The organism is Vibrio sp. R10-SG3-ISO3, assembly GCF_059834225.1.
Map to the genome: position 1 here is coordinate 88,658 of NZ_JCBDHE010000034.1, position 14,350 is coordinate 103,007.

Genomic DNA, 14,350 nt, shown 5'->3' on the forward strand with positions numbered 1-14,350 from the left:
CCAACTCGCATTTTTCCACTTGATAAAGCCAATTGTAGACATAATGTTAAACAAAAAATCACTGAAATCACGCAGTACAACGAGTGTAAATCAGTAATATTTTCTGAATATAATTTTCAATGCAGCAAATATTACTGCCACCAGCGCAACTCAGAGTTTCAGCATGAATAATATGCACAAATAAGAATATCGCACTGGTTACATTCTGATTACTAACGCGTTACCATTGCGTATCCTTTCATATTGAGCCATTTTTGCCTTTAGGAAACACGCATGTTTAACAAGTTTGAGCAGTGGACACACCCTTTTCCACGTCAAGAGCCCGACCAGCCGCCAATGGGCATTTGGGCCTTTTGCCGCCACTACACCCGAGGCTTTGAAAAGCCACTGCTGCTCATGTCAATTCTGTCAATGATCGTCGCGGTGGTAGAGGTATCGCTGTTTGGTGCAATGGGCAATCTCGTCGACTGGTTGACGCATAGCGACCCTGCGACATTCTGGCAAGAGAACCAAACGCAGTTACTGTTTTACGCGGCGCTGCTTCTCATCATCATGCCGTTGCTGATCTTGGCGCACTCTTTGGTCATCCACCAGTCACTGCTGGGTAACTACCCTATGGCTATCCGCTGGCTAGCTCATCGCTATTTACTCAAACAAAGCCTGACCTTCTATCAAGATGACTTTGCCGGCCGAGTGGCAACCAAAGTCATGCAAACGTCCCTTGCGGTGCGCGAAACCGTGATGAAAACCATGAACGTGTTTGTTTATGTCGCGGTCTATTTTACCTCCATCGTCGTGCTACTCGCTCAGGCAGACTGGCGCTTAATGATCCCGATGCTGATTTGGTTATGCTGCTACGTGGGGATTCAGCTCTATTTTGTACCAAAGCTGAAAGACATCGCGTCACACCAAGCCGATGCGCGTTCCACCATGACAGGACGCATCGTCGACAGTTACACCAATATCGCCACCGTCAAGTTGTTCTCCCACAGTCAGCGGGAAACCGACTACGCCGAAACCGGGATGCGCGGCTTTTTGGATACCGTCTATCACCAAATGCGCTTAGTCACAGGATTCAATGTTGCGGTAGAAATCACCAACTATGTGTTGGTCTTTACTATCAGTACGCTCTCAATCGTACTGTGGATGAACGATGCCGTCAGCGTCGGGGCCATCGCCATCGCCATTGCCCTCGCGCTGCGCATTAACGGTATGTCGATGTGGATCATGTGGGAAGTGGGCGCGCTGTTTGAAAACATGGGCACCGTGGTGGATGGGATGAAAACCCTCTCAAAACCGGTGGATATCCAAGATGCGCCCAACGCCAAAGCGCTCAATGTCACTGATGGCGAAATCAAGTTTGATAACGTGAGCTTTCACTATGGTGATAAAACTAAAGGAGTGATCTCTCACCTTAATCTGACCATAAAACCGGGTGAAAAAGTGGGTCTGGTGGGCCGCTCTGGCGCAGGAAAATCCACCCTAGTGAACCTTCTGCTGCGTTTTCATGATGTCGAAAGTGGCCAAATCACCATTGATGGCCAAGCGATCAATGCGGTAACCCAAGACTCGCTGCGCAGTAACATCGGTATGGTGACGCAAGACACCTCCCTGCTGCATCGCTCTATTCGTGACAACATCGTTTACGGCAACCCTGAAGCCAGCGAGGAAGCGCTGTTACGTGCCACTCAACAGGCGCACGCGCATGAGTTTATTGAAACCCTGAGTGACCCTTTTGGCAATACGGGTTACGACGCGCAAGTCGGTGAGCGAGGGGTGAAACTGTCTGGCGGGCAACGTCAGCGTATCGCTATTTCTCGCGTACTGTTAAAAGACGCGCCATTACTGATTTTAGATGAAGCCACCTCAGCACTCGATTCGGAAGTCGAAGCGGCGATTCAAGAGAGTTTGAATGAGCTGATGGAAGGAAAAACCGTCATCGCTATTGCGCACCGACTCTCGACCATCGCTGCGATGGATCGCCTTATCGTCCTCGACCAAGGTCAAGTCGTCGAGCAAGGCACCCACCAAGAGCTGATCAGTGCCGGAGGGATCTACTCGCAGTTGTGGGCACATCAAACCGGCGGTTTTATTGGCGATAATGAGACGCTTGATGAGGCCTCATCGAAATAACTCGCTCATTGATTCTCTTTGCGAGTTATTCCCTAGCGGACCTTATCTTTTACGAGATTTGTCTTTAACGGGATTTGGATTGCTTATCTTGATACATGCGCTTGTCGGCCAGTTCGACAAGCTCTTGTATCGACAGTTTAGCGTTGGAGCTGGCAGAGGTAATGCCCACGCTAAACTCTATTGCATAGGCATGACCGCTGCGTTGATTGTACGCCTCTATTGCCTGCTTAAACCGCTCTATCACCACAGCCGCAACCGGCTCTGACGCGCCAGACATCAACACAACAAACTCATCACCGCCAATACGAGCAAACACATCGGACTCACGAAAGGAGTCTCGCATCGTCGCAGCAAACGCTTTGAGTAGCGCATCCCCGGCACTGTGACCGTGGGTATCGTTGATGTGCTTAAAGTTATCGAGATCAAAATAGGCCAAGGAGAGGGGTAACTGCGCCGCGCGGCAGTAATCGACCGACTTTGCGCCCAAGGCGAAAAATCCGCGCCGGTTTGAGATCAGCGTTAGAGGGTCTAGAGTCGCGGTTAAACTGTTCGACAGCTCCTGCTCGGCAATTTTGGCCAAATCCAGCAAGTCGTTGATCTCATCCGGTAAGAAGTGTCTCGGTTTGGTGTCGATAATGCACAGAGTACCGAGCTTGGTGCCATCGTGATACACCAAGGGCACGCCAGCATAAAAGCGAATATGGGGCGCACCGGAGACCAAAGGATTATCAGCGAATCGCTCATCTTGCGTGGCATCTTCAATCACGAACGGGGCATCGCCCAAAATCGCATGACCACAAAAAGAGACATCACGCCCGGTTTCTTTCGCCTCCAAGCCAAAACAAGATTTGAACCATTGACGGTTCACATCCACCAAGCTGACCAAGGCCATTGGCACGTCAAAAAACCGCTTCGCAAGGCGAGCCACGCGGTCAAAACGCTCCTCCGGTTCCGTGTCGAGAATCTGAAGCTGGTGAAGGCTTTGGATGCGTTGCTGCTCATCGGGTGGTAAATCAGGCGCTTTCATCTCTGTCTCGTGTCTTATTGATAAATGAGTAAGGTACCTTAAAGAATAGCACCGAAAGTTCGCCTTGCTTGCTCCGCGACAAACCCGTGGTTCCCCCAAGCAAAATACTAGCGCTTGACATGGCCCAAGGTGAGCTTCTCTTGCCATCTAAGTGGCACAGTTAACCGCGGCACCAGCATGTAAATCAACGCTGCCACCGCCACAGATCCAACAAGGTCAATGGGTCGATGCATACCAAGCCACAGTCGGCTGTACGCGACCGCTAGCGCCCAAATCAACACACCGGCAGCCAGGCCATAGTGCTTACGCTCAGCAAACAGGCCGCCAAAAAAGGCCACGCATACCGCGACAAACAACGTATGGCCGGAAGGAAAAGAGTAATCTTTCTCGCCATGCCAATGGCGCGTACGCCAATCACTCACCCGAGTATCCAGGGCATCAATCACCTGATCTTTTTGCTCGGCATCGAGCTTATAAAAGTGCGCGGGCTGGGGAATCAACAGCTGATGACTTAACAGTTCCGTGTAAGGACGCGGGCTTTCTGTCGCGAGCTTCAAGCCACTTTTGGCAAAAAAGGCAAACACCAGCACCAGCGCCAGTTGCGCCGCTTTTCCTATCAGCAACACACCAAGCTGACGACGAGGTGAAACGCTTGGACGAGGTGGAACGCTTGAGTAATCCGTGGTCAAAAGAGAACGATGAGAAAAAGAATAACGAGAAGAAGCCGAACGAATGACCCAAAGAGCCAGAGCCACCAGCAAAGCGAGAGTAACGAGAAAGCCTTGCGATCCCGCGGAGTAAGTCAACCATGTCATCCCTTGCCCGATGGGGTCTGAGACGTCACTCAGCAGATCCACTGAGCTAAACATCAGGCTCATCAGCGCAATGGCACCCGACAGCACCATCAGCAGCCCTAACCCTTTTTGCTTCTCACTAACTCTATGTTTCACACTCGCCTCTCACCTCAACTCTCGAGAGATGATCTTAGGCGTGTGGCGTTAATGATTTTATCAACCGCGTGTCAATTCGCTGCAAGTTCGCATCATGCCAAATTATCGGTGTTCAACAGCTGATAAGGACAAGAATATAACTAAGACCATCGGGTCATAGGCACCACGTTTCCACGCTCTCTGAGGTACGCTTCTGGAGCAAGCAATTTGGCTAGCGCCTCTGCATTAACCGGTTTAGTGAGATAGAAACCTTGGCCGATCGCGCAGCCCATTTTGAGTAGATCCCGCTGATGGGCAGCGGTTTCAACGCCCTCAGCAACCACAGAAACACCAAGCTCGTTGCCAAGCGAGATAATGTTTTTCAGTAATACCGACGAGGTGGCATTATTGGCATAATCGATAACAAAACTGCGATCGATTTTGAGCGTTTGAAACTCAAAATCTTTCAAGTAAGAGAGTGATGAAAATCCGGTACCGAAATCGTCCAATGCCACGCGCACACCCAGTTGCTGCAACTCTTTGAAAATTACCTGCGCGAGTTCGGTATTCTCAATCATCACGGTCTCGGTGATTTCCACCTCTAAGTAACGTGTCGGAACGCCGGACTGAACAATGACCTTTTTCAAACTGTCAAAAAAGCCCGGATGCTTTAAGCTCTTCGCGGAAATATTCACCCCCACCACCCCAGTTTCGACGCCGTCATCTAACCACTTTCTCTTGGCTTGCAGCGCTTTTCGCATCACCAACAAATCAAGCAGGCGAATCAAACCGGTGGATTCGGCTACGGGAATAAAATCATTGGGGTACAACCGCCCTTTGGTGGGATGGTTCCAACGCACTAAGGCTTCAACGCCGACCACTTTCTCATCGTTCAACTGCCACTTGGGCAGAAAGTGCAGCTCGAATTCATCACGCTCAATCGCTTTATTGAGATCGCTCTCGGTCTCTTTTTGCGACATCGCAATGCGGTTGAGCTCTTTGGAGTAAAACTGAAAATTGTTTTTGCCCATCGCTTTGGCGTGATACATGGCGTTGTCCGCGTAGCGTAGCAGGCTATCTTGCGTCGCACTGTCTTCCGGATAGAGCGAAATACCAATACTGGCGGACACATTCACCGCCACACCCTCTATATGAAACGGCTGCTGCAAGGTATCTATCAACTTCGAGGCGATACGGTTGGCAACACTGATTGCGCTATTGACGCTGTTTAAGTGACTCAGCACCACCACAAACTCATCGCCACTGAAGCGCGCCGACAAGTCGGTGATGCGAATGCTGCTCTCAATCCGCTTTGCGACTTGCTCAAGCAAGCGGTCGCCCATCTCATGCCCATAGAGATCGTTGACGTCTTTAAAATGATCTAAATCGATGAACAGTAAAGCAAACGGCTTTTTCGAGCGGTCCGCGTTGAGGATGGATTGGCCTAGTCGGTCTAAAAACAGTGCTCGGTTTGGCAACCCAGTTAAAGGGTCGAAGTAAGCTCGGTTGTGCAGTTGCTCATTTTTCTCCTCTATTGCGGCTTTGGCTTGCGTGAGAGAGTGGAGCAATTGATCGCGGTTTTTCTCATAGCGGTGCTGCAATCGTATCGAGTAGGCAGCAATCACAATCACCGCAATAATCAGGGTGATGCTGGTTTGCGTGTAATTGGAAATCCCAGATTCATAACTGGCTTTGATCACGCGCTGGATCTCATCCGCTTGGCTGGCAAACTCCAAAAATTGCTCGTCGCGTCCGGCGCTTAAAAACGCATCCGCTCGCTGCGCCTGAATTTTTTGGTAGGTGGATTCCACATGAAGGCGAAATTGCGCCAGCGTTTTGCGAAGCTCAACCAGACGCTCACGTAATTCGGTGTCCGTGACTGGCTCATAATTGCCCATGATGCTCTCGCCGCCTTCAAGCAGCGCGACCACATGCCAATCAGCGATTTCTAAGTAGTACCACACTTCCTGAATCGACTGAGCGGTATCGCCCGACATGATCTCATCAAACCAAAGATAGGCCAGCGTGCCGTTGACTTTAATTTCAGCGGCCGCTTCCGCAAGCGGGGACTTTTTCACTAACAGGTGGGTCGCTTGGGTCACCAGCGCCGACGTAAACGTGATCACCAACAAGGCGAGAATGGAAGTAAAAATGAATTTGCGCTTCATAGCATCACACGAACGTTTACCCACGTATTTTGCGGGCAGGAATAAAAACATAGGCGAGTCAGCCTAGTGAAGAAATGTTACATCCCCATGAAAATATTCAGCGTAGTTATTATTAATGAGTGATTGATGAATCTTTAGTGACAGTTCACGTGAAGATATTGAGCTCAAAAGTGCTAGCTCGTATAGTCGCGGTATGTTGATTCTTCCTTTGTGCTCAACCATGACTTTTCGATTGCGTTCGACTGTTCTTGCTTCTGTATGCCTAGCGCTGATGAGTACCACGGCACACGGGAAAGATCTGATCAAAATTGAAGGGTCGAGTACCGTTTACCCGATTACCCAAGCCGTCGCCGATCACTTTATGCGTGCCGAGCGGCACAACACCCAAGTGGTGGTGGGCATCACTGGCACAGGTGGCGGATTTCGTAAGTTTTGCCGAGGCCGCACGGATATTTCTAACGCCTCTCGCCCGATTAAAGAGAAAGAGCGAGCGCTGTGTGAGATCAACCACATCGACTATATTGAGCTCCCTGTCGCACTCGATGCAATAACCGTGGTGGTGAACAAAGAAAATCAGTGGATCGATGCGCTCTCTCTTGATGAACTGAAAACACTCTGGGAAAGCACCGCTGAACGCACGATAACTCACTGGCAGCAAGTCAATCCGCACTTCCCTGATCGCCCCATCGTCCTGCACGGCCCTGGATCAGACTCAGGCACTTATGACTATTTTGTTGAGGTGGTGCTGGATGGCAAAGCGAGTCGACAAGACTACACCGCAAATGAAGACGATGAAGCCTTAGTCGCCGAAGTGGCCGCCGATCCCAACGCCATGGCGTTTATCGGCTTTGCCTACTATTTGCAAAATCAAGACAAGTTGAAAGCGATCGCCATCTCTCCCTCAGGCGCCAACGCCGTCAAACCCAGTGTCGAGAACGTAATTATGGGGCGATATACCGCACTTTCCCGCCCTCTGTTTATTTACGTGAACAAACAGGCGCTAGAGAAACGGCCATCATTGAAACGCTTTGTCGATAGTTATATCGACAGAGACAACATCAACAAAGTCGTCTCCCATTCTGGCTACATTCCTCTCTCCAACGATCGCTATGACGCGGCGCGTTTTATTCTCAACTCTAGCCGCTCTGGCTCGGTCTCGATGCCCAAATAAGGGCCCTTATGTTGTGACTGCACACCATCGCGATTAACGCACATTTTGGTGGCCAGAGAAAAAGTGGTGCACAGGCCCATGTCCTTGACCAACAGAGAGTTCGTCGGCATGCGCAATGGCTTGTGAGATGTATTGCTTAGCCAAATGGACCGCTTTGTGCAGCCGATACCCTTGGGCAAGATAGGACGCAATGGCCGATGACAACGTACAGCCCGTACCATGAGTATTATGAGTGGCGACTCGCTTAGCGCGAATCAATTCACTGCCACTCCTTTCAATCAGCAAATCGTTGCTGCTTTCGCCCTCTAAATGCCCGCCCTTAAGAAGCACTGTTTTGGCGCCCAAGGCGCGCAGGGCGTCAATCATCGATCCCATCTCTTCTTCCGATGTCGGCGTTGCTCGCCCAGTCAGCGCCGCCGCCTCGGGTAAGTTTGGTGTGATCATATCGGCAAGCGGTAGCAGGTCTTTCTTGAGCGCACCCACCGCACTGGCGTGCAGTAAGCTGTCACCACTGGTGGCCACCATTACCGGGTCCACCACTAGAAACTTGGGCTGATACGCCGACAAACTTTGTGCCACGACACGGATGATTTCAGCGTCAGCCAACATGCCAACCTTCACCGCCACGACATTGAGATCGCTCAATACCGCATCGAGCTGCGCTTGAACATGGTCGATAGGGATAGGATGAATGGCGTGAACGCCACAGGTATTTTGCGCGGTAATTGCCGTAATAACGGAGCAGGCGTAACTGCCTGTTGCACTGATCGCTTTGATGTCGGCTTGGATGCCCGCGCCGCCGCCACTGTCGGAGCCAGCGATGGTTAGGACAATCGGAGTTTGAGGGTCATAAAATGCGGTTTGGTTCATCGGTGTTCCTCACGCACGCGCCAGGAACTGTGTGCAGAGCGCGTTGGCCAAGCACAACACATAACGGGCGAGATTGTGGCGACCCCACGACACCGCGTTATGAATAGTTCCCTACGTCAGTGCTAACTGAATCAGGTTCAACGGGTCTCGCGATGCGATCTCAGCCCTCCTTCTATGCTTCTACGACAGGCTCGTTAATCAAGCTATCGTTATGACTCGAGCAGAAGGAACGCTCCCCGACTATGTCGCCAACCTTAACCCTGTGATAGCGCAGATGCAACCTATTCAGATCACTTAAATAACCCGAGTGAATCGAGGAGTGGGCGATACGAACGCGACGTTTGGCACACAGAACATTATCGTTTACTCTTAATTTTATAAATTTTCGTTATTGATTTGACGGTTATGCTCAATCCACTCTGGCTCAAAACGTTTCAAACCTTGGTCGAGACCGGCCACTTTACTCATACCGCAGAAAAGCTGTTCATGACTCAGCCCGGTGTCAGCCAGCACATCAAAAAGCTCGAACAGGCTTGCGGCTACCCACTGATTGCGCGTCACAACAAGAGCTTTGAAGTAACGGAACAAGGCAGACAGGTCTATCAGTACGCAAAGCAGCGCGCCAAACAAGAAACAGACCTGATTGCTTCGTTATCTCAGGACGACGCGCATCGCGGTGAGGTGTCGGTCTCTTGCTCTGGCGCGTTGGCGCAGCTTATCTACCCGCATCTGCTCGATTTACAGTGTGAATTTGCACAACTGGTCGTCAAGCTGGAAGTCGCCCCCAACCGTAAGATCATCGACGATTTGGCTGAGGGGCGCGCCGATTTGGGCCTTGTCACTCACATCCCGCTCGACCCGAGAATCGAAGCGCAAGAGATAGGTCAAGAAACCATGTGTTTGATTGTGCCGGCAAACGTCGACGAGCCTATTACCCCTGAACTTCTCCTTGAGATCGGTTTAATTCGCCACCCCGACGCGGAGCACTATCTCTCGCTCTACTTTTCGCAGTGTGGCGACAAAGCGCTGGCGGGGATTGATATTCGCGCCCTGCGCACCTCGGGCTACATCAACCAACTCAGCCAAATTCTTCTGCCAGTTGCCAAAGGGCTCGGTTTTACGGTGCTGCCACACAGCGCATTCAGCTCTTTCACTTTGCGCGATCAACTTGCTGTGCATCAGCCAAAGAAAGCCGTCGTCGAGACCCTGTATTTGGTGAGCAAAAAACAAAGAGCGTGGCCAGCCCGTTTTCATACGGTGGTGGATAAGTTGACGGACGTGATCTCGCTATAACCCAACGCACTGCCATAGCCAAAATTTTCGATAGGCTTGAAACGCAAAATGGAGCCCAAGGCTCCATTTTTGCTGCTGCTTCAACGCTCATTATCGTCGTTATTTGAGGTCATGCCTCTAAGACGTCTTCGCCAGCGAGTTCAGAAATAATCAGTAGATCGGACTCATCCAGTTTAAGCCCCAGCATAGGGAGACCATGCTGAGCACTCCAACAACATAAGAAGACCACACAACCTAATGCTACCCAAAGTAGTGATACCATAGCCTAACCTCCTCCTCAGTTATCATCACCGTACTTAATAACCTAAAGGTGCCACTTCTCTCATCAGAAGGCGCTCAGATAGACTTTATTCTTTTTACGTTGGGGCGTCTGCGCCAATAGAAATGGGGTAGATTCGCCGGGTCAATCGCTCAATGTCGTATTGTTATCTGGAGTTTATTCGGATTAGAACACCTTAAGGTTATGCTGAGTACTCTTTCAATATAGGGATTGCGATTGTGAAGCGCAACACTCTTTGCGGTGAACACACGAAACCTTGACGTTTTTTATGCGAGCGATCGCATAAATATGCCAATGTGGATATCGGCAATAAAAAATGGGCGCTCGTGGCGCCCATCTTGATGCGAATGATTGTTGATGCAAACAGTGAGACAGCTTAAGCGCCAATAACGCCGCCATCTTCACGGGTAATGGCAACGATGGTGGAGCGAGGCTTGCTGTCACCACCACCAGGGTAGTGAGAAGGCGCACCTTTCTCGCCCGGATGCTGAACACCCACAAACATGGTTTTGTAGTCGGCGGAGAAGGTCAGCCCCGTGATCTCACAAGCAATTGGCCCTGTCAAGAAACGTCGCACTTCACCAGTATTAGGATCGCCGCACAACATTTGGTTGTTCCCTTGACCTGCAAAATCGCCCTGATTTGAGTAGTTTCCGTCCGTTTGAATCCACAAACGACCGGCTTTATCAAAGCCGATACCATCCGGGCTATTAAACATGTTGTCGGCGTTGATGTTGTCACTACCCGCGTAGAGCGAATCTTTGTGCACCGTTGGGTTGCCAGCAATCAGGTACAAATCCCAATCAAACTCTGCTTGGGTGTGATCGCCCGAGGTCGGTACCCAGCGAACAATTTGTCCGTAGTGGTTCTCAGCGCGAGGGTTAGGACCACCGACAGGTTGGCCCTCTTTTACGCCGCGGTTTTTGTTATTGGTGAGGGTACAGAACACGTGTTGGTTGTCTGGGTGCACCGCCACCCACTCTGGGCGATCCATCGTAGTCGCGCCAACTTGAGTCGCAGCGCGACGTGCAAAAATCATCACCTCGGCTTGATCGTTAAAACCGTTCTCTTTAGTCAGACCATTTTTGCCATAAGTCAGTTCAATCCACTGCCCCTTGCCTTTCAACTCGTTGTCGTCCATCTCGAACTTGGCGACATACAAGGTGCCCTCTTCAAGCAAGTTGCGATTGGCAGCATCATTGCCCGGTTGGTAGCGATCGCGAGAGACAAATTTGTAAATGTGCTCCCCACGCTCATCATCACCTAGGTACACCACGACATGACCATCATCGTTGATCAACAGTGCCGCATTCTCGTGCTTAAATCGCCCGAGTGCAGTGCGCTTAAGCGGCGTCGACGTCGGATCGTTTGGATCGATCTCCACAACCCAACCAAAACGGTGTGGCTCATTCGGATGCTTAGCGACATCGAAACGCTCATCGGTGTCATGCCACTGGTAACTGCTCTTCGCTGCTTTGATTCCGTAACGTTTATGATCGTCGCTCAACTCTGCCGTCGTACTGGTGCCAAAATAGCCGTGGAAGTTCTCTTCACAGGTTAAGTATGTGCCCCAAGGCGTTTGACCGTTGGCGCAGTTATTAAAGGTGCCGAGTGGCGCTAAGCCTGAAGGATCCAATTTGGTTTTCATCAACGCATGACCCGCCGCTGGGCCTGTCAGGCGCATTTCTGTGTTAGCGGTAATACGGCGGTTGCGTTTCCCTGCTTTATCCACTTTCCACTCTCCGCCGGATTTGACGATTTCGAACACCGTCACACCGTGTGCCGCTTGCGCTTTTAATACGTCGTCCGCCGTCATCGCTTTACCGCCATGTTCGAACAAGTATTCGTAATTGGTGTATTCGTTGTTCACCGCAATAACAGCGCGATCGTCACTGATAGGGAATAGGCTCATCCCGTCGGTGTTGTCACCAAACTGACGCGCCTGCGCGGCTGAATCTTGCTTACCGCTTTGATCAAACTCTGGCGCATCAGCAAAAATAGGATCACCCCAAGAGAGAAGCGGCGTGGCTTTATAACCTTTAGGTACGATGATCGCATCTTTTGTCGAGGCTGGCACTGCTTCGAAGTTGAGCAAACGACTATCACTTGATGCCGCTATCGCTTTCGCGATCGGGTTGAGGGAAAGAAACGCCCCTGCACTGACGGCAGCGGTTCCGGCTAAGAAACGACGACGAGATAGTCGCGCTTCGATCATCTGGCTGAATTGTGAATCCTGTTCATCACGATCCCACATTGCTGACTCCTTGCTGAGTTATCATTATATAAGCGAGCAAATGTTAGGCGAGTAAGGTTACACATCAGTTAAGGTTTTGTTTAACAAATACAAAGTAAAGATGATGCTTTTACTTCGATTACATGACAAGACCAATAAATGGCGATCTCAGTCACATGTAAATTAGAAATTACGCCAATTTCGCGAAAAATTTGTGATCAAAACACTGGTGTTTCGCGCATTTCGCCGCTAAATTGAAATTGTTCATGAGGAACTAGATTCACATCTGCTCAATGAAGAGCATGGTATTTAACGTGAGGGATTATCATGAAGAAAATGAGAAAAGCACAATTGCATCGTGTTCGTATTCAATACTGGAAAGATTCGAACAAAAACACGAACAGCAAACCTCAATAACTGTGCAACCCCAACAAAGCTGGCTTAACCGCCAGCTTTAGTAGTTTTATAGGCCCCCGTTTTTCACCCACTTGAGCATTACGCTGCTCTATGATGACTGGGAAACAGTGACGCCAAGCCATTCACCACACCCAATGTCTCTTTCGAATAAATGTGCTTGTCTTTGTAACCGACAAATTGCACTAAGCGCACCTTGCCTGAAAGCAGAACTTGGCGTAACACTCGATTGACCATCTGCACTTCGATCAACGTATCGGATTCCAACCGCGTCACGGGCTGTAAGCTGGCGAGATCAATATTGATCACCACGTCATCACAATGTGACAAGTAGTGGCTCAACTGCTGCTTCACAGTAAAACGAGAGCGAAAGTGGCACTCGTTGACGGACAACCAATCACAGCCGAGATCTTCTGCATAATCAAGCAGCTTCGGATCTTGATTGTCCGAATCCACGCCAAGGCAGAACAAGCGGCTTTGCTGACTGCGCTGCAAGACAAAATGAAACAGCGAGCCTTTCTCAGGCTCTAGAGTCGGTTTGATATCCAAGCTGCGGCTGATATGGATAAACCCCAACTCTCTGCCTTGACTCGCCACCATCGGCAGCGCATGCAGTAAGCTTTCACCGTCATTGGCAAAGAGCACAGGTAAACTGGCCGACTCCATCAACGCAGCAACGGTATCAAGCAAGTGATGTTTGGCCGCTTGTTGGAGATTGAAATGACCGCCATAGCCAATATTGGTCGAGACTTTGTCCGCCAGCCAATCGTAGAGCTCTTCCAAGCTCTGGTTGGCCATATCAAACTCCACTTGGCTCATCGGTTTGATCTGTTCACTGACACTGAGCAAGGTGAGTTTGTCGCAACAGAGCCCAGTAATACTGTGTAGCTTGCGCCGTTGAAATAGCCTAAACATATCCTTTACCTTTCAGGAGGCAGAGCTCTCGCTGCCTGCAATACATGAAGTACAATTTTTTGCTCGTTCATCTCAACGCGATGAGCCGGTGCCATTACCGACACAGCGCCAACAAGTTTGCTACCCTTTAACACCGGCGCGCTGATACCAGACACCCCGGGATCAATTTCAGAGGTACTGACCGCGTACCCCTGGGTTCGAATCGCGTCCAATTTGGTCTGCCAAGCGTCCCATTGCGACTCTTGGCCAAAGTAACGCAAGATTTTCTCGCAGCGCGCACTCGGCATATACGCCAACATCACTTTCGATGAAGCGCCATGCAGCAGCGGCTGACTCTGCCCTTCGACATAACTGCACCTAAGCGCTTGCATGCTCTCTTTTCGGCTGACGCACAGTGCACGATAACCAACAGGCACCATGTAAGCCGCCATTTCGCCCGTCTGCTTTTGTAAGCGTCTGAGCACCGCGGACACTGACTCCAGCTCACTTTGACTCGATTGGTAACTGCGCATCAACATCAAAGCCGCCGGACCGATGATCAAGGTTTTGTCGTGCGTACTCTCTTCAATCAGGTTCCACTCTTTCAACATTTTGAGGTGGCGATACAAACTGCTCAGTGGTGTCCCGAGCTGATGACTTAAGATTTTGGCGGTCACCGGCTCGTCGTTGACCGCTACCTGCATGAGCAGTTGTAAGATTTTCTCGTTCACTTGGCCGCTGCCGTTTTTCATGGTCAATTCTTTTCTAACTGGGTCATAGAGTGAGTTCAAATTATATTCTTATAAGGCGAGAATAGTGAGCACAAAGAGCACCTACATTTTCACTGAGTGATAAAAAGCACGCCCTACGCAACCCATTCAAACCATCAATATAACTTTACTTAACGGTAAAGTTAAAATAATCTATGTTGCATAATC

At 50.2% G+C, this 14,350-nt stretch carries 11 protein-coding genes and 1 riboswitch; of the genes, 3 read left to right on the forward strand and 8 right to left on the reverse strand.

Annotated features, from left to right (window positions below):
• Window positions 1–273: 273 nt before the first annotated feature.
• A complete protein-coding gene (locus tag AC6R1A_RS08460; RefSeq protein WP_500633144.1) occupies window positions 274–2,133 on the forward strand; it encodes an ABC transporter ATP-binding protein in 1,860 nt (619 codons plus the stop codon).
• A 64-nt stretch (window positions 2,134–2,197) separates the two neighbouring features.
• On the opposite strand, the gene AC6R1A_RS08465 is transcribed toward AC6R1A_RS08460, so the two are convergent.
• From AC6R1A_RS08465 to AC6R1A_RS08475, 3 genes are all read right to left on the reverse strand, one after another.
• On the reverse strand, window positions 2,198–3,160 hold the full coding sequence (locus AC6R1A_RS08465) for a GGDEF domain-containing protein (protein WP_500633145.1): 963 nt from the start codon (window positions 3,158–3,160) through the stop codon (window positions 2,198–2,200).
• 107 nt (window positions 3,161–3,267) lie between these two features.
• Entirely contained in the window at window positions 3,268–4,110 is an 843-nt protein-coding gene (locus tag AC6R1A_RS08470; protein WP_500633146.1) for a phosphatase PAP2 family protein, read from the reverse strand.
• 140 nt (window positions 4,111–4,250) lie between these two features.
• Entirely contained in the window at window positions 4,251–6,257 is a 2,007-nt protein-coding gene (locus AC6R1A_RS08475; protein WP_500638917.1) for a putative bifunctional diguanylate cyclase/phosphodiesterase, read from the reverse strand.
• Between the two features lie 220 nt (window positions 6,258–6,477).
• Here AC6R1A_RS08475 and AC6R1A_RS08480 point away from each other — a divergent pair, with 220 nt between their 5' ends.
• Complete coding sequence (locus AC6R1A_RS08480) at window positions 6,478–7,428, forward strand: PstS family phosphate ABC transporter substrate-binding protein (protein WP_500633148.1); 951 nt, start codon at window positions 6,478–6,480, stop codon at window positions 7,426–7,428.
• 33 nt (window positions 7,429–7,461) lie between these two features.
• On the opposite strand, the gene thiD is transcribed toward AC6R1A_RS08480, so the two are convergent.
• Window positions 7,462–8,298, reverse strand: coding sequence for a bifunctional hydroxymethylpyrimidine kinase/phosphomethylpyrimidine kinase (thiD, locus tag AC6R1A_RS08485; RefSeq protein WP_500633149.1), 837 nt, complete (start codon window positions 8,296–8,298; stop codon window positions 7,462–7,464).
• A gap of 91 nt (window positions 8,299–8,389) precedes the next feature.
• Window positions 8,390–8,547, reverse strand: a riboswitch (TPP riboswitch).
• Window positions 8,548–8,703: 156 nt separating this feature from the next.
• On the opposite strand from thiD, the gene AC6R1A_RS08490 reads away from it, so the two are divergent.
• The gene (locus AC6R1A_RS08490; protein ID WP_500627323.1) at window positions 8,704–9,591 is read left to right on the forward strand and encodes a LysR family transcriptional regulator; all 888 of its coding nucleotides are present in this window, start codon (window positions 8,704–8,706) and stop codon (window positions 9,589–9,591) included.
• Window positions 9,592–9,700: 109 nt separating this feature from the next.
• On the opposite strand, the gene AC6R1A_RS08495 is transcribed toward AC6R1A_RS08490, so the two are convergent.
• The 4 genes from AC6R1A_RS08495 to AC6R1A_RS08510 form a co-directional block, all read right to left on the reverse strand.
• On the reverse strand, window positions 9,701–9,853 hold the full coding sequence (locus tag AC6R1A_RS08495; protein ID WP_334553060.1) for a hypothetical protein: 153 nt from the start codon (window positions 9,851–9,853) through the stop codon (window positions 9,701–9,703).
• A gap of 394 nt (window positions 9,854–10,247) precedes the next feature.
• Window positions 10,248–12,125 carry a PhoX family protein gene (locus AC6R1A_RS08500; protein ID WP_500629169.1) on the reverse strand — a complete coding sequence of 626 codons (1,878 nt, stop codon included), beginning with the start codon at window positions 12,123–12,125 and terminating at the stop codon, window positions 10,248–10,250.
• A 474-nt stretch (window positions 12,126–12,599) separates the two neighbouring features.
• Window positions 12,600–13,433: an arginase gene (locus AC6R1A_RS08505; protein ID WP_500629170.1), complete on the reverse strand. Its 834-nt coding sequence runs from the start codon at window positions 13,431–13,433 to the stop codon at window positions 12,600–12,602.
• 5 nt (window positions 13,434–13,438) lie between these two features.
• Window positions 13,439–14,164 (reverse strand): IclR family transcriptional regulator, encoded by a 726-nt coding sequence (locus AC6R1A_RS08510; protein ID WP_500630968.1) that lies wholly within the window; start codon window positions 14,162–14,164, stop codon window positions 13,439–13,441.
• Window positions 14,165–14,350: the final 186 nt, after the last annotated feature.

Excerpts from the sequence above, each read along its gene's own strand:
- AC6R1A_RS08460 (WP_500633144.1), top strand. The coding sequence starts at position 274 with ATGTTTAACAAGTTTGAGCAGTGGACACACCCTTTTCCACGTCAAGAG.
- AC6R1A_RS08465 (WP_500633145.1), bottom strand. The coding sequence starts at position 3,160 with ATGAAAGCGCCTGATTTACCACCCGATGAGCAGCAACGCATCCAAAGC.
- AC6R1A_RS08475 (WP_500638917.1), bottom strand. The coding sequence starts at position 6,257 with ATGAAGCGCAAATTCATTTTTACTTCCATTCTCGCCTTGTTGGTGATC.
- AC6R1A_RS08480 (WP_500633148.1), top strand. The coding sequence starts at position 6,478 with ATGACTTTTCGATTGCGTTCGACTGTTCTTGCTTCTGTATGCCTAGCG.
- thiD (WP_500633149.1), bottom strand. The coding sequence starts at position 8,298 with ATGAACCAAACCGCATTTTATGACCCTCAAACTCCGATTGTCCTAACC.
- AC6R1A_RS08490 (WP_500627323.1), top strand. The coding sequence starts at position 8,704 with ATGCTCAATCCACTCTGGCTCAAAACGTTTCAAACCTTGGTCGAGACC.
- AC6R1A_RS08495 (WP_334553060.1), bottom strand. The coding sequence starts at position 9,853 with ATGGTATCACTACTTTGGGTAGCATTAGGTTGTGTGGTCTTCTTATGT.
- AC6R1A_RS08500 (WP_500629169.1), bottom strand. The coding sequence starts at position 12,125 with ATGTGGGATCGTGATGAACAGGATTCACAATTCAGCCAGATGATCGAA.
- AC6R1A_RS08505 (WP_500629170.1), bottom strand. The coding sequence starts at position 13,433 with ATGTTTAGGCTATTTCAACGGCGCAAGCTACACAGTATTACTGGGCTC.
- AC6R1A_RS08510 (WP_500630968.1), bottom strand. The coding sequence starts at position 14,164 with ATGAAAAACGGCAGCGGCCAAGTGAACGAGAAAATCTTACAACTGCTC.